The organism is Gallaecimonas pentaromativorans, from assembly GCF_003751625.1.
GTDB classification, from domain to species: domain Bacteria; phylum Pseudomonadota; class Gammaproteobacteria; order Enterobacterales; family Gallaecimonadaceae; genus Gallaecimonas; species Gallaecimonas pentaromativorans.
The window spans coordinates 164,243-179,813 of record NZ_RJUL01000006.1; the positions used below are offsets into that span (position 1 = coordinate 164,243).

14 protein-coding genes and 1 pseudogene are annotated in these 15,571 nt (G+C 53.9%); 5 read left to right on the forward strand and 10 right to left on the reverse strand.

Annotated features, from left to right (window positions below; all coding sequences use genetic code 11):
* Positions 1-86 precede the first annotated feature (86 nt).
* Positions 87-851: pseudogene (locus EDC28_RS12240) on the forward strand (IS3-like element ISAeca4 family transposase); the annotation flags it as partial.
* Here the strand turns inward: EDC28_RS12240 and EDC28_RS12245 are convergent.
* The 5 genes from EDC28_RS12245 to EDC28_RS12265 all read right to left on the reverse strand — a co-directional run bounded on the left by EDC28_RS12245 (position 838) and on the right by EDC28_RS12265 (position 4,329).
* Positions 838-1,059, reverse strand: coding sequence for a hypothetical protein (locus tag EDC28_RS12245; RefSeq protein WP_123421799.1), 222 nt, complete (start codon positions 1,057-1,059; stop codon positions 838-840). The pseudogene EDC28_RS12240 and the gene EDC28_RS12245 sit on opposite strands and share 14 nt — an antisense overlap.
* A 48-nt stretch (positions 1,060-1,107) precedes the next feature.
* Positions 1,108-1,869, reverse strand: a complete 762-nt coding sequence (locus EDC28_RS12250; RefSeq protein WP_170164106.1) for a S1 family peptidase — start codon at positions 1,867-1,869, stop codon at positions 1,108-1,110.
* Between the two features lie 88 nt (positions 1,870-1,957).
* Positions 1,958-2,446, reverse strand: coding sequence for a DUF695 domain-containing protein (locus tag EDC28_RS12255; RefSeq protein ID WP_123421801.1), 489 nt, complete (start codon positions 2,444-2,446; stop codon positions 1,958-1,960).
* A 103-nt stretch (positions 2,447-2,549) separates the two neighbouring features.
* The gene (locus tag EDC28_RS12260; RefSeq protein WP_336391533.1) at positions 2,550-3,575 is read right to left on the reverse strand and encodes a hypothetical protein; all 1,026 of its coding nucleotides are present in this window, start codon (positions 3,573-3,575) and stop codon (positions 2,550-2,552) included.
* 106 nt (positions 3,576-3,681) lie between these two features.
* A complete protein-coding gene (locus EDC28_RS12265) occupies positions 3,682-4,329 on the reverse strand; it encodes a HEPN domain-containing protein (RefSeq protein ID WP_123421803.1) in 648 nt (215 codons plus the stop codon).
* Positions 4,330-5,118: 789 nt separating this feature from the next.
* Here EDC28_RS12265 and EDC28_RS12270 point away from each other — a divergent pair.
* Positions 5,119-6,087, forward strand: a complete 969-nt coding sequence (locus EDC28_RS12270; RefSeq protein ID WP_123421804.1) for an integron integrase — start codon at positions 5,119-5,121, stop codon at positions 6,085-6,087.
* Between the two features lie 198 nt (positions 6,088-6,285).
* Here the strand turns inward: EDC28_RS12270 and EDC28_RS12275 are convergent, their stop codons facing one another.
* Together EDC28_RS12275 and EDC28_RS12280 are read right to left on the reverse strand one after the other, a co-directional pair.
* Positions 6,286-8,334, reverse strand: a complete 2,049-nt coding sequence (locus EDC28_RS12275) for a dipeptidyl-peptidase 5 (protein WP_123421805.1) — start codon at positions 8,332-8,334, stop codon at positions 6,286-6,288.
* 57 nt (positions 8,335-8,391) lie between these two features.
* Positions 8,392-9,903, reverse strand: coding sequence for a fumarate hydratase (locus EDC28_RS12280; protein ID WP_123421806.1), 1,512 nt, complete (start codon positions 9,901-9,903; stop codon positions 8,392-8,394).
* 79 nt (positions 9,904-9,982) lie between these two features.
* Between EDC28_RS12280 and pabB the strand changes: the two genes are divergently transcribed.
* From pabB to EDC28_RS12295, 3 genes are all read left to right on the forward strand, one after another.
* Positions 9,983-11,314 (forward strand): aminodeoxychorismate synthase component I, encoded by a 1,332-nt coding sequence (pabB, locus tag EDC28_RS12285; protein WP_123421807.1) that lies wholly within the window; start codon positions 9,983-9,985, stop codon positions 11,312-11,314.
* Entirely contained in the window at positions 11,311-11,868 is a 558-nt protein-coding gene (locus EDC28_RS12290) for a CoA pyrophosphatase (RefSeq protein ID WP_123421808.1), read from the forward strand. The genes pabB and EDC28_RS12290 overlap by 4 nt, the downstream gene beginning before the upstream one ends.
* A gap of 120 nt (positions 11,869-11,988) precedes the next feature.
* Positions 11,989-13,371 carry an L-serine ammonia-lyase gene (locus EDC28_RS12295; protein WP_123421809.1) on the forward strand — a complete coding sequence of 461 codons (1,383 nt, stop codon included), beginning with the start codon at positions 11,989-11,991 and terminating at the stop codon, positions 13,369-13,371.
* Positions 13,372-13,488: 117 nt separating this feature from the next.
* Here EDC28_RS12295 and EDC28_RS12300 read toward each other — a convergent pair whose 3' ends face one another.
* The 3 genes from EDC28_RS12300 to msrP form a co-directional block, all read right to left on the reverse strand.
* The gene (locus tag EDC28_RS12300) at positions 13,489-13,707 is read right to left on the reverse strand and encodes a VF530 family protein (protein ID WP_050659498.1); all 219 of its coding nucleotides are present in this window, start codon (positions 13,705-13,707) and stop codon (positions 13,489-13,491) included.
* Between the two features lie 75 nt (positions 13,708-13,782).
* On the reverse strand, positions 13,783-14,439 hold the full coding sequence (locus EDC28_RS12305; protein ID WP_123421810.1) for a protein-methionine-sulfoxide reductase heme-binding subunit MsrQ: 657 nt from the start codon (positions 14,437-14,439) through the stop codon (positions 13,783-13,785).
* Between the two features lie 3 nt (positions 14,440-14,442).
* Positions 14,443-15,447 carry a protein-methionine-sulfoxide reductase catalytic subunit MsrP gene (gene msrP / locus EDC28_RS12310; RefSeq protein ID WP_123421811.1) on the reverse strand — a complete coding sequence of 335 codons (1,005 nt, stop codon included), beginning with the start codon at positions 15,445-15,447 and terminating at the stop codon, positions 14,443-14,445.
* Between the last annotated feature and the right edge of the window lie 124 nt (positions 15,448-15,571).

The following is a 15,571-nucleotide window of genomic DNA, read 5'->3' on the forward strand; positions in this document are numbered from 1 at the left end:
TTTTAAGGCTGATTAATACTGCACTGTCGATGCAATGCGAGAACTGGACCTTGGGTTACTCAGAAGATGGATGTCCTTTATTTTTATCTGCCCGAGCTTTGGAAGACCAACGCCTCCTGGGACAGATCAAACAATGTTGGCTAGAAAGCGGGGGCGTCTATGGTTATCGCAAGATCCGGGATGACCTGCGCGAGATGGGCGAGACCTGTGGTAAACACCGGGTAGCGCGATTAATGCGTCATGAAGGTTTACGTTCACAAACCGGTTATCGTCGCCGTCCCGGTCATTATGGTGGCCGGCCAACAGTGGTTGCACCGAATCATCTTGAACGCCAGTTCGATGTGACTGAGCCAAATAAGGTTTGGGTAACGGACATCACCTATATCCGAACCCATGAAGGCTGGCTCTATCTGGCTGCGGTATTGGATTTGTTCTCACGACAAGTCATTGGATGGTCAATGGGGCCCCGGATCGATCGAGAGCTGGCCATCAGCGCGTTACTGATGGCGGTGTGGCGACGGCGGCCCGAGCAGGAAGTGCTGGTTCATTCCGACCAAGGTAGCCAGTTTAGCAGCTATGACTGGCAGGATTTTTTGCGGGAGCACCGGCTCAAGGGCAGCATGAGCAGACGCGGCAATTGTCATGACAACGCAGTGGCAGAGAGTTTCTTCCAGCTCCTAAAACGCGAGCGGATCCGACGTAAAACCTATACGGATCGCGAGGAGGCCCGACAGGATGTATTCAATTACATTGAAATGTTTTACAACCCCAAGCGTCGGCATAGTTTCAACAATGGACTATCGCCAGTAGAGTGTGAAAAGCAATATTTCGAACGGCTCAAAAGTGTCTAAAGAAGCCGGGGCGATTCAATACTAGATTACTAAGGGCTGCCAGCTCTTGAGTTGTGAAGATTCCTGCATATAAGGCTTTGACCGCCTCTGCCATTGGCTCGGTAATGTTATTGATCACACTTGTGGCGATGACTAGATCACCTTTTTCTTCGGATCTATTGAGCGCATCGGCTAGCGCATCTTTGATGCTTCTCGTGGCGTCTGACATGACAACCTCTAACGCCGCCAACACGCGCTTGTCGCGTGCTTGGCATTGTTAGGTTCTCGGATAAGGAATTCGAATTTCATCAAGAGTGCCGTCAGAGTTTATAAAATCAAAATGAGCGCCGCGAAATGGTGAATGTATTCCCTCTTCTTGAAATCCACCTTCAATGAATACTCCAACCAATTCAAAAATCCCATCTCGTACAACAAGCATTGGAGAGCCAGAAAGCCCGCCAAAACTTTCTATTTTTTCTATGCCAGGCTCGAAAGAAGTGCTCGTTCTTTCAAGAGTTTCGTCTGACATGAAAAATGCTCGATCATTGACCGTAGTCACAAAATCCATACATGGTAGCATTCGAGCTATAAAGGTTTTCCTATCTGTATGACGATGCTCACCGGGAAAGCCAACAAAAAACACCGTTTCTTGTACGGCCACTCTTGTATCAGGTGACGATCTGTACGTGAAAGCATCTTTCCCAATAGATTCCAATTCAAAACCTTCTGGTATTTTAACGACAGCAATATCCAAAAAAGAGCAACTGGATAACAATTTCCAATCAGAAATATCTACTGGCTGCGCACCATTCGGCGCCAGAATTAGGGGGATTCTTTCATCTCCGCAGGTTTCAACTTCCCTATAAACATGCTCGGCAGTTATGAGAAATAATCCATATTCAGACCTCACAAAAAAACAGGTTCCCCCGCATAACGATTCATCAGCCCCAAGATCATCTTTTTTGGGATAAATCATCAACGGTGCAATATAGGGTTGGACCTGTTCTGTGTTGTACTTTAGAGCATCTTCGATATTCATATGTGAACCTAACGCCCGCATTTGGGGCCGTAGTGAAGCGCAGCGGAACGGAGGTCCTAGCCCTGTAGGGGTGAACAACATGCGCTTGTTATGTTTTTATTTGCTCGAAGTACCACTTTGCTTGCTCCCATTCCATGTCTTGCTCCATGTGCCAATCAAAGGGCCGAGGATGCCTATGGTGGTCTACGATGTACTGAAGGTGTTCGTGAGCAATATCTGGATCATAAACCCGCCAAACGAGACGGCGTGTTTTATTCCACGTTTCACGGATTAGAAACAAAGCATTGCCACCTGCTTTTATTTCTTCATCTAATTTATCGCAGAAAGGATCAACGATATCTCGTTCTTCTTGGGAGGGCATTCCATTTTCAATCAGATCATCGAAATCGATAATCACTGACAAGTGCCAGCTAAAAATCTTTTTAGGCTCAAAGTCCTTCAGGGCCGAATTCAATACTGCCACGCAGGGCAGCCCTTCTTCTTTCCATTCCAGAACGCCATATTCCTCTTCGGGGAGAACTACTCTAACTTCATTCTCTTTCAGCTCTTCCTTTTTCCCAAATAGCTTCTTTAGCACGAAACTCTCCCTGAAACATAACGCCGCCAGCACGCGCGACTTTGTAGTGAAGGCGAAGCCGGAACGAAAAAGCCGTCGCCGTGCCTGGCCTTGTTAACCATTTCTACCAATCTGCAAACTCTGTAATGTTATCCAACCTTGTCACTGACACTGCCTGCCCAAGTGTATTTTGCCAGAATCTTTCACGTGTGCCTTGTTCGCCAGCCCCACTCCACTCGACTACTCTCAATGACTTTGATGTCAGATAGGGGCGCAACAAAACATTCAGGTGTGTATCAAGCCCTGAGTAACCAAACAGAATGATTTCCTTTGACTCAAATAGAGCGAACTGCAAATAATCCCAGTATGTTGAGAGAACGTTTGATGCTGCTATAACTGAGGGCTTTCTTTTAATATGAGTTAAAACAATATGTTCGCTTGGCTCATCCCTATCAACTGTCAATTGATGGCGAGAGAGCTTTACTACATCTTCATAGTAATTGACAAATAATGGAGACCCATGCAGGTGCAGATAATAACCAAATTTATTGCCATATTTTCGTTCGAGGGCGTCTGAAGAAAAACCTTGGCCTAACATCCCGTCAACCAAATAACCCCTATAGCCGTTAAATACATCATTATCTATAAATGAGTTATATAGAAGCTTGTCGTAGTTTAAAGTTGCAACATGGGATCGCGTGGTCTTGATAAAGTCAACAAGGCCATCTTCGAATCCTTTAGGCAATTCATTCTCGTAGTTATGCAATTCGGTCGCAACTTTATGAAGGTAAGTTGCAGTGACTTCTGGAAAGCTTAGCCCATCTTGAGTTAACCAATGAACATCTCCCTCTCCAATATGTGAAAGAGCTTTACAGTAGGTAATCGCTTGGTGAAGAGTATCTAATTCATGTTCACCTACTGGGGCGCCTTGACGGCCCAAACATCGTTCGACCAGCTGACGCTGAACGTCTGTTAAAAAGTTTGGACGATTCCAAATTTCAGCTAGGGCGCGATCTAAGGAAAAATGGGTATGATCTAAAGCCATGCCGAGACCATTTCCAAATATTAATAGTTTCCTATCCATCGCTGATGCCTTTGGTTCAAATAATTTAGGGTAGCGCAATTTAAGTCGTTCAAGTGAGGGTGCCATGTCCATCGTATTTCGCTAGCACTGATCGCTGGTTAACGCCTCAATAACCGTCGCAGCTTTGCTGCGTCCGGCGCCGTAGGCGCGAAGTTAATTGATTTGTTAGAGGCTATAATCTCCGGCGCCAAGGTCTTTCAGTCCCCGGAGTATTGATGCACAAGTATTCAGTTAGCATATTGTCAACATCGAGTGCTGTAGCTTCAATTTGTGATTTATAACTTTTTAGGTTATTGATTGTAATGTATTGAGCTTGGCTTCCTTGGTGCGCTATATCACCACGTGTGGAAACAAAATCATTGATTACATCCTTTCCCAATGACCAGCTTTTAGATAACTCTTCAAGGCCCAAAAAACGTTTAAAAAGAGGATTGAGATTACCGGATTTAGGGGTATTCAACCCCCTCAATACTTCTTCAGCATGGTTTTTATATAGAGATCTCCAACCCTCTCCCGCAAGCTCAAGTGGTTTCAATTCGTGTTTCGATTCTTTGACATGTGACGAAAGTTCTTTTTGTACAGTTTTAGGTAGTTCTTTAGGAGAGTCGAGTTTTCTAGAAAAGTAATCCACTCCTTCAAGCATAACTTCTTCTATGTATAGCTCCCAAGCAGCGCAAAGCATCAATACTCCACTTCGCGTAATATGACCAAGGCCTCTTCGGCCTTTTCCGCTGTGGTTTAGCTGCCCATGACTGGCAATAATCCTTTCCACATCAGTAAGCATATTCGATTCAAATTTTAAAAAACTTATTGATGGCATCCTGCTTTCCTAATTGCCTCTAACGCCCCAATCACCGGGCCGGCGTAGTGGAGCAATTTTTGTGGTAAAAGAGCGCAGCGATACCACAAAAATTGTGGAACGTAGCTGGCTCCGCGTGCATTGGCTTGTTATGAGTTTTTCTTGCGGCCATATCTCTTGGTTCTCTTTCTTACTTGCAAAAGAATGTGTTCTTTCAGTGATTGATCAGGAAGCTTCCTGAACCCTCGCAATCTAGTTAATTTGGATGAATTGAGGAACTCATTCTCCGCATTCATCGCCAAATCCACATCAAAATCAAAACCACCAAGTGACCTTAATCGCTGCACCTTTGACCTTAAAGCATGCTCACTAGACCGCTTATTCTTTCGAATGCTTTTCCTACTTCCTTTGTCATTCTCACCAAAGCAGTTTCTGCGGTCCCGAGAATAGCTTAGTTCTTTTTTATCCTGGGGACTCTTAATCTTGCTCATTCGTAATTACTCATAACAGTTTTATTAGCGAGCGCGCTCGCTTTCACTCATATGACCAGTTGGTATTACAAGCTTAACCTACTGATCCTCCTTTAGATCCTCTTATATAAGCCAAGAATGGCTCCACAAAACCGAGCGGTCTCGTTTTTATGCGAGACATGCGCTCGTTATCATCACATCGGATGAGTTAAATCATATTACTTTTTAACAGCTTATTACTGGTCGTTCCAGTAAAAGCGAGCCTAGCGCGTTGTCACAATAGCCCTGTTTAGATAGGTGTACTAGATATACTGTATGTACATACATACTGGAGTTTGCCATGGCAAGCCAACTGCTTGAATCGGTCAGACAAGAAATTAGGCTACGTCAGTACAGCGTGCGTACCGAGCACAGCTACCTTTACTGGATCCGCTTTTACATTCGCTTTCATCGGTTAGCCCACCCCGCTCAGCTGGGAGATGAAGAAGTTCGGGCCTTCCTGAGCTGGCTAGCTTCTGAGCGTAGGGTGGCAGCGAATACCCAGAAGGTGGCGCTGAACGCTCTGAATTTTCTGTATCGCAACGTGTTGGAAAAACCTTTGGGAAACCTCGGTTTTGAAATGGCACATACGGGGCGTTATCTGCCAACAGTATTAACTGCTGAAGAGGTGGCTAAAATATTTACTCTCTTGCAGGGTATTTACAGCCTTATTTTCCCACTGCTTTATGGTACCGGCATGCGGATTAGCGAATGCTTACGGCTGCGACTTCAGGATCTCGATTACCAACGCCGAACCATTACCATTCACGATGGCAAAGGTAAAAAAGACAGGATGACATTAATGCCATCGTCCTTAAGCAGTCTTATTTACAAGCAGCAAGCTATCGCTTTACAGCAACATGATTTCGACCTAGCCAATGGTGTTGGCCCTTCCCTTCCGATGGCTTTGTCTCGTAAATATCCCACTGCTTGGCAAAAGCCAGGATGGATGTTTTTGTTCCCCTCAACAACCCTGTGCAACCATCCTCACAGCGGCGTACTTTGCCGCCACCACCTTCACCAGACAGCGTGCCGAAAGGCTTTGAAACAAGCGGTTGCTACCTTGCCACAGCTTCATAAGCGGGTGAGCTGCCACACCTTTCGGCACAGTTTTGCCAGCCAGTTACTGGCTTCGGGCTATGACATTCGCACCGTGCAGGAGCTATTGGGCCACAGCGACGTGCGCACCACACAGATTTATACCCATTTACTGGGCCAGCACTTTAGTGGCGTGGTGAGCCCGTTGGACCGGGGCTTGGACTTGGGCTAGAGGCACGCTACCGCCCTTAGGTTACAGCTCCCAAATGCTGATACCGTCCCTGTTATCTGCTGTACGTCCTTGTTTGGCATTGGTGTTTTGCCGATGAACTCAACCTTAACCACCCTGCCCATGGCAAGTAAAGCTAAGCCCATCAAATATCGACAAAAAAAGGCGCCACCAGGGCGCCTTTTCAATCACGGGTAACGGTTATTTTTTGGCGTCGGCCGCCGGTTCGGTGTTGCCGGTGTGTTTGTCCATCCAGCTGAGCACTTCTTTGTACCAGACCTTCTGGTTTTCGGGGTGCAGTACCCAGTGGTTTTCGTTGGGGTAGACCACCAGACGAGACTCCACACCGCGGCGCTGCAGCGCGGTAAAGGCGCCCAGGCCCTGGCCGAGGGGCACGCGGAAATCTTGCTCGCCGTGTACCACCAGCATTGGGGTTTTCCAGTTCTTCACGAAGTTGGCGGGGTTCCAGCGGTCGTACATGGCGGCGTTGTCCCAGGGGGTGCCTTCCATGTCGTGCTCGGGGAACCACAGCTCTTCGGTGGTGTAGTACATGGATTTAAGGTCAAAGAGGCCGTCGTGGTTGACCAGGCACTTGAACTTGTCGCTCCAGTTGCCGGCTATCCAGTTGATCATGTAGCCGCCGTAGCTGCCGCCGAGGGCGCAGGCGTTGTCGGCGTCTATCCACGGCTCTTGCTTGGCGATGAAATCCAGGCCCTTTTGCAGGTCTTCCAGTGGCCGGTCACCGTAGTGGCCGGTGATGGAGTCGGTAAAGGCTTGGCCGTAACCGGTGGAGCCGTGGAAGTCGATCATCACCACCGCATAACCAGCCGCAGCCCACAGCTCGGCGTTCCAGCGGCCATGCCAATGGTTGGAAAAACTGCCTTGGGGGCCACCGTGGATAAGGAAGGCAACGGGGTATTTCTTGCCTTCAACGTAGCCCACCGGTTTTACCCAGTAGCCGTACACGGTTTCGTTGTTCCAGCCGGGGAAGCTGAACTGGGCAAAATCGCCCATTTGCAGGTCTTTGAGCTTGTCGGCGTTAACGTGGGTGACTTGCTTTAAGCCAAAGCCGTCTTTGTCTTCGACGTACAGGTCGCTGGGCTGGTTGAGGCTGTCTTTGGAGAACAGCACCCGCCCGGCGCCTTCGGAGAAGGAGCCGACGGTGCCGTCACGGCTCAGTACCTTCATGTCGCCAAAGTCGACGTTAAAGGCGTAAAGGCCGTGCTGGCCAGTGTCCTGGGCGGTTACCAGCAGGGTTTTGGCGTCAGAGGCAAAGGCCAGGGAATCAGCGCTGTGGTCCCACTGGGGGGCCAGTTCGCGGGCTTGGCCGGTGCGAAGGTCTTTGAGCATGATGCGGTAGCGGTCAGACTCGTAACCGGGGCGGCTCATGGCCAGCCAGGCCATGTAGCGGCCGTCGCTGCTGAAGGTGGGCTGGGCGTCCCAGGCCGGGTTGTCGCTGGTGAGGTCGACGGTTTGGCCGGTGGCAAGGTCGACTTCCCAAAGATCAAAGTTGGTGGTCCAGGGGTGGTCTTTGCCAGGGGCCTTGGCCGAGTAAACCAGCTTGGAGCCGTCGCTGTTAAAGGACACCTCTTCCATGCCGGAGAACGGCTTGGGCGGGCTGTCGGTATCGAGGCCCTGCATCACGTCTTTAAAATCGCCGGCCTTGCCGCCGTTAACATCAGCCACAAAGAGGTGGTTTACAAAACCGTTGGCCCAGGTGTCCCAGTGGCGCACGAAGAGTTGGTCGTAGGTGCGCTCGGTGGATTTCTTACCGGCCAGTTCTTTTTGCTTGTCGATGCTGCACTGAAGGGTTTTGCAGCTCGGCCATACCGACATCTCCACCACGATCTTTTGGCCGTTGGGGGCCAGCTTGTAACCGGCCACATCCAGCGGCAAGTGGGTGACCGGGCGGGCTTCGCCACCGCCAAGGGGCAGCATGTAAACCTGGCTGCCCTGGCCACGGTCAGCCAGGAAGTAGACGGCGCTGCCGTCACTGCTGACGGTCACGTCGCTTTCGGTGCTGGGGTTACTGGTGAGCTGTTTGCGGCTGCCGGTGTCTAGGTCCTGCCAGTAGAGGTTGGACTGGCCGTCTTTTTTGAGGCCGAAAATGGCGGCTTTGCCGTCGGGGGTGATAACGGCGCTGTGTACCTTGTTGAGGCTGATAACGTCGTCAATGGTCAGGGGTTTGGCCAGTGCAGGCAAGGTTGAGGCAGCGGCCAGCGTGGCCAGCGCCAAAGTGGTCATTTTCATTATTGTTGCTCCCTTAAAAAAACAAGAGGGCCAGCCAGGCTGACCCTCTTTCCATCATCAGGCTTTGATGGCTTCCTGGATGCGCACTTTCCATTCGGCCGGGCCTTGCTGGTGAGCGTTGTTGCCGAGGCTGTCCACGGCCACCGTCACCGGCATGTCTTCTACTTCAAATTCGTAAATCGCTTCCATGCCCAAGTCTGCAAAGCCTTTGACTTCGGCTTTCTTGATGGCCTTGGCCACCAGGTAGGCAGCGCCGCCCACGGCCATTAGGTACACGGCCTGGTGGTTGCGGATGGACTCCACGGCAGCCGGGCCGCGCTCGGCTTTACCGATCATGCCGATAAGGCCCGTTTCTTCGAGCATCATATCGGTGAACTTATCCATACGGGTGGAGGTGGTGGGGCCGGCTGGGCCAACCACTTCGTCGCCCACGGCATCAACCGGGCCCACGTAGTAGATAAAGCGGTTCTTAAAGTCTACCGGCAGCGGCTCACCGTTTTTGAGCATTTCCTGGATGCGCTTGTGCGCGGCATCGCGGCCGGTGAGCATTTTGCCGGACAGCAAAATGGTCTCGCCCATTTTCCAACTGGCAACGTCTTCTTTGGTGACGGTATCGAGGTTGACGCGGCGCACGTCGCTGCCCACTTCCCAGGTCACTTTTGGCCAGTCGGAGAGTTTGGGCGGGGTGAGCTCGGCCGGGCCGGTGCCGTCCAGGTGGAAGTGCACGTGGCGGGTAGCGGCGCAGTTGGGGATCATCACCACCGGCTTGGAGGCGGCGTGAGTGGGGGCGGATTTGATTTTGATGTCCAGCACCGTGGTCAGGCCGCCAAGGCCCTGGGCGCCGATGCCCAGTTGGTTGGCTTTCTCGAAGATTTCCAGACGCAGTTTTTCTTCGGTGGTCTGGGCGCCACGAGCTTTGAGCTCGTGAATGTCCACCGACTCCATCAGGGATTCTTTGGCCAGCACCGCGGCTTTTTCGGCGGTACCGCCGATGCCAATACCCAGCATGCCGGGCGGGCACCAGCCGGCGCCCATGGTGGGCAGGGTTTTGAGTACCCACTCGACGATGTCGTCAGAGGGGTTGAGCATGGCCATCTTGGATTTGTTCTCAGAGCCGCCGCCCTTGGCAGCGATTTGCACTTCTACGTGGTGGCCCGGCACCATGTCGATATGCACCACGGCTGGGGCATTGTCTTTGGTGTTTTTACGGGCACCGGCCGGGTCGGCCACAATGGAGGCGCGCAGCGGGTTGTCGGGGTTCAGGTAAGCACGGCGCACACCTTCATCCACCATCTCTTGTACTGTGAGGTCGGAATCCCACTGCACCTTCATGCCGATTTTCACAAAGCAGGTGACGATACCGGTATCCTGGCACAGCGGGCGGTGGCCTTCGGCGGCCATGCGCGAGTTGATGAGGATCTGGGCAATGGCATCTTTGGCCGCTTTGGATTCTTCCTTGTCGTAGGCTTCTTTCATGGCCTGGACAAAGTCGAGAGGATGGTAGTAGGAAATGTACTGAAGGGCGCTTTCGACGCTCTCGATAAAGTCTTCTTTACGGATTACGGTCATTTGCTCACCTGGACTCGCGTCCGAGTCGTTATAATGTGCCGCTAATCATACATAGCCACGGCCATGGAAACCAAGCCTGATGGAACTCAATTGCCTTGCGTTGCCCTATCTTGACCGTAAGAGTCTGTTGCAGCGGTTTGCCCCGCTGAGCGCCCTGCCCTGGGCGGTTTTACTGGACTCTGCAGCAAGCGCACACCCCGACAGCCAATACAGTATTTTCAGCGCCGACCCCTTGGTGCGCTTGGAAAGCCGCGCCGGTAAGGTGGTCAGAAACGACAAGGTGCAAGACAGCCTCACGCCCTTTGCCGCCATTAAGCAAGAACTGGCCGCCTGGCCTGAGATAAAAAGCGATTTGCCCTTCGCCACCGGCGCCCTTGGCGCCTTTGCCTACGACCTTGGCCGCAGCCTTGAAGCCTTACCGAGCTTGAGCGATGCCGACATCGCCCTGCCCGAGCTGGCCTTAGGCTTTTACGACTGGGCCGTTATCTCCAACCACGACACCCAGGAGACAGTGCTGATAAGCCTTGACGACCCGGCCCTTCGCCTGGCCTGGCTTGAGCGCCAGATTGAGGCAGAAGCGGCGCCGTTTAAGCGCACCGGCCCGTGGCAGGCCAACATGAGCCGCGACCAATACGGCGAGAAATTTCAAAAGGTGCAGCACTACCTTGGCAGCGGCGATTGCTACCAAATCAACCTGGCCCAGCGCTTTAGCACCCCTTATGAAGGCGACGAGTGGCAGGCGTATCTCACCCTTCGCGAGCAAAACGCCGCACCGTTTTCGGCCTTTATGCGCCTCGATGACGGCGCGCTGCTGTCCATCTCCCCGGAGCGGTTTTTAAAGGTGCAGGGCCGCCAGGTGCAAACCAAGCCCATCAAAGGCACCCGGCCGCGCCACAGCGACCCGGTCCAAGACGCCGCCGAGGCCGCTGCCCTCAAAGCCAGCCCCAAAGACCGGGCCGAGAACGTGATGATCGTCGATTTGCTGCGTAACGACCTTGGCCGGGTAGCCGCCCCCGGCTCCGTTGCGGTACCGGCGCTTTTTGAGATTGAATCTTTCCCGGCGGTGCATCATCTTGTCTCCACCGTGACCTGCGAACTGGCCGAGGGCAACAGCGCCGTCGATCTGCTGGCTGCCGCCTTCCCCGGAGGCTCCATCACCGGCGCCCCCAAAGTCAGGGCCATGGCAATCATCGAAGAGCTAGAGCCGCAGCGGCGCAGCTTTTATTGCGGGTCAATGGGGTATTTGTCGGCCAATGGCAACATGGACACCTCCATCACCATTCGCACCCTGGTGGCCTGGCGCCAGCAGCTTTATTGCTGGGCCGGTGGCGGCCTGGTGGCCGACTCCAATGAACAGGACGAATACCAGGAGACCTTAGACAAGGTGTCGCGCATCTTGCCGTTGTTATGAATCCCTTTGCGCCCGAATTTCTGCTGCGCTCCCTGGCCCCGGCCAGCCGGGGCATCGAGCTCAGTAACGCCCGTGAGGCCGCCGTGCTGGTGGCCATTCTCGACAAGCCAGAGCCCTCTGTACTGCTCACCCGCCGCACTCAAACCCTTCGCAGCCACAGCGGGCAAATTGCCCTGCCCGGTGGCCGGGTAGACGACACCGACCCAAGCCACACCCATGCCGCCCTTCGCGAAGCCTGGGAAGAAGTGGGCCTGCCGCCGGCCGATGTCATGCCTCTTGGCCAGCTCAACCCCTTTTTTACGGTGTCGCGCTATCGCATCACCCCCATAGTGGGGCTGGCGCCGGCGGATTTTCCCTGGCAGCTCAGCATCGACGAAGTGGACGCGGTATTCGAGGTGCCACTGGCGGTGGTGCTGAACCTTAACAACTACCACCAGATGCAGGTAAACCGCCTGGGCCAGCCCCATAGCGTCTACTTCCTGCCTTGGCAGGGCTGGTTTATCTGGGGCGCTACCGCCGGTATCTTCCACGATTTGGCGCTGCACATGGCCTGAGCCGGCCCCGGCCTTTTCGCATAAGAAAATTTAGGGGTAATAAGCTGGGCTGGCACCCTTGCCAATGTTAACGTTGACGTTCACACTCTGCGCCGTTTAAGCACTACTGGATTTAACGTCATGATTTCGGTTTTTGACATGTTCAAGGTGGGCATTGGCCCCTCCTCTTCCCACACCGTTGGCCCCATGAAGGCGGCCAAGAAATTTACCGAGATCCTTGACGAGCAAGGCCTGCTGGCCAATACCACCGAGGTACTGGTGGAGCTGTACGGCTCCCTTGGCCAAACCGGTATCGGCCACGGCACCGGCAAAGCGGTGATTTTGGGCCTGGCCGGGGAAGATCCCGACACCGTCAATGTCGATAAAATCCCCGCCCTGCTTGCAGCCACTGAAAAAGACGAAACCCTCAGCCTGCTGGGCAAGCACAGCGTTGCCTTTCCCAAAAAAGGCGCCATTATCTTTCACCACCGCAAAACCCTGAAGAAACACTCCAACGCCATGAAACTGGTGGCCTACCAGGGCGAGCAGGAGCTACTGAGCAAGATTTATTACTCCATCGGCGGCGGTTTTATCGTGGCCGATGAAGATTTCGACGCCGAGAAAGAAGCGGCCATCGTGGTGGCCGACGCCACCCGCGAGCCCTACCCCTTTGATTCGTGCGATCAGCTCATCACCTTGTGTGAAGAAAACGGCCTGTCTATCTCCAGCCTGGTGATGCAAAACGAGCTGGCGCTGCGCTCCCGCGACGAGGTGGAAGACAACATCTGGCATATTTGGCAGGTAATGAAAGCCTGCATCGACCGGGGCTGCAAAACCGAAGGTATCCTCCCCGGCGGCCTTAAGGTCAAACGCCGGGCGCCTGGCCTGTACCGCAAACTGGTGGCCGAGGGTGACCGCAACGTCGACCCCTTAAACACCGTGGACTGGGTTAACCTCTTTGCCCTGGCGGTCAACGAAGAAAACGCCGCCGGTGGCCGGGTAGTGACTGCCCCCACCAACGGCGCGGCCGGCATCATCCCGGCGGTATTGGCCTACTACGACAAGTTCGTGCAGAAGGTGGATAAAGAACTGGCGGTGCGTTACCTGCTCACCGCCGCCGCCATCGGCAGCCTTTACAAGAAAAACGCTTCCATCAGCGGCGCCGAAGTGGGCTGCCAGGGCGAAGTGGGTGTGGCCTGCTCCATGGCCGCCGGGGCCTTGGCCGAGATCCTCGGTGCCAGCAGCCACCTGGTGGAAAACGCCGCCGAAATCGGCATGGAGCACAACCTCGGGCTAACCTGCGATCCGGTAGGCGGCCTGGTGCAGGTGCCCTGCATTGAGCGCAACGCCATGGGCGCGGTCAAGGCCATCAACGCCGCCCGCCTTGCCCTTCGCGGCAGCGGCGACCACAAGGTGAGCCTGGATAAGGTCATCAAAACCATGTTCGATACCGGCAAGGACATGAAGGCCAAATACAAAGAAACCGCCCGCGGCGGCTTGGCCGTGAACATTATCGAGTGCTGATCAAGCCTGCCTAGCTCGTTGATACGGCTTTTGCCTTGTCTCCACTTCGCTCGCGACGGCTTGATAACTTGGGCGGTCAGACAATCAGCAATAAAAAAGGCGCCCCAGGCGCCTTTTTTATTTGAAGGTACGGATAAAGAGGTTTTCTACCTCGGCCCGGGCCCAGGGGGTTTTACGCAAGAATTTAAGGGAGGATTTTACCGAGGGGTCGCTTTTAAAGCAGTTGATGTTGACGTGCAGCGCCAGTTGGTCCCAGCCGTAATACGCCTCCAGGCGGGTGACAATTTGCTCAAGGGTGATGCCGTGCAGGGGATTGTTGGGTTGTTGATTGCTCATGAAAGGCCAGCCTTGGGGTAAGGCGAGCAGTATACCCGAGCAGCGCCTTGGCTGCCCGGGCAACGCGCGGGGCAGCTATGAAGCGCGCTTGGCAACCGGCGCCGGTTTACGCCGCTTCGAGAGCCACCAGTTCTTCAGCTTTTGCCTGCGGGTGTAGAGCACCAAGAGGGTTGCCGCCCAGTAAATAAGCGGGTCGCCCCACACCGTTTTCAGTGACCACGAATAATGCAGCAGCGCCAAAAACAGGCACAGATACACCATATTGTGCAGCTGCTGCCAACGCTTGCCCATCTTGCGGCGTATGGCCATAAAAGAGGTGATGCTCAGGGCCAGCAGCAGCATCAGCGCGCTAAAGCCCACCAGAATGTAAGGCCGCTTGGCTATCTCGCTGGAAAGCAGGGCAAAGTTAAGCTGCAACTCAAACACCAGGTAGGTGGAAAAATGGCAGGCGGCGTAGGCAAAGGCATAGAGCCCTACCATGCGCCGAAAGCGCATCAGATCGCCACAGGGCAGCCAACGGGCCATGGGGGAGATGGTTAGGGTGGCAAACAGCAGGTTGACGGTGCCAATGCCGGTGAAATTGAGCAGCCCTTGTACCGGATCTGCCCCCAGCTGATCGGTCACCGCCTGGTAGAAGGTGAGCGCCAAATAGCCCAGCAGGTACAGATGAACCAGGGTCTTTAACACCAGCAGCCAGGGCCGTGATAGGCGCAGCGGTTTTTTCAGCAGCATCGTTTAGAAGAACCTCTTCAGATCCATGCCCTGATAAAGCGGCGCCACTTCCTGATAGCCATTGAACATCTCGGTGGGGATCACCTTGGTGGAGAACAGGCCACCGGTGGTGATGCGCCGCTCGGTTTTCTGGCTCCAGCGAGGGTGGTCTACATGGGGGTTCACGTTGGCATAAAAGCCGTATTCATCGGGCGCCAAAATGTTCCAGGTGGACCCGGGCTGCTGATCGGTGAGGGTGACCCGGACTATGGACTTGATGCCCTTAAAACCGTACTTCCAGGGCACCACCAGGCGGATGGGAGCGCCGTTTTGTGGCGGCAGGGTTTTACCGTACAGGCCGACGCTCAGCAACGTTAGCGGGTGCATGGCTTCGTCAAGGCGCAGCCCTTCCACATAGGGGTAGTTGATGCCGCCGCCCACAAAACGGCTCTTCTGCCCCGGCATCTGCGCCGGATCGTAAAGGGTGGTAAAGGCCACGTACTTGGCGCTACTCAAAGGTTTGGCGGCCTTGATAAGGGTACCAAGCTCAAAACCAATCCAGGGAATGACCATGGACCACGCCTCAACGCAGCGCATACGGTAAATGCGCTCTTCCAGGGCAAAGCGCTTGGTGAGGGCGCCGTGGTCGAGGGTCAGGGGGTTTTCCACCATGCCGTCGATGGTCAAGGTCCAGGGGTCAGTTTTAAAGCCCTGGGCATTTTCGGCCGGGTCGCTTTTGTCAGTCCCAAACTCGTAGAAGTTGTTGTAGGTGGTGACCTTGTCATAGGGCGTTTGGGTCTCGCTGGTCTGGTATTTGGCCGATTTGGTAAAGACCAGCGGCTGGGTACTGGCCACCGGGGTTTTATCGTCGGAGCCAAACAAGCCAAAAGCCTGGGCCGGGCCGCTAAGGGCCGCCGAAGCGCCGACAAAACCCAGGGTTTTTAAGAACTGCCTGCGCTGGCGATACACAGACTCGTCGGTAACGTCGTTGTCGGTGAGCTTGACTGAAGGGGTAAATTTTCGCGCCATCACATCGGCCTCATGGGCAAGGAGAGTTACCTACCAGACCTTTGCCCGGGCCGTTGTCTTTCAGGCCAGAGCAAAAAAATCCGATCGTTATCAAAACCTTGAGCCCTTACTGGCGCGCCGTAAA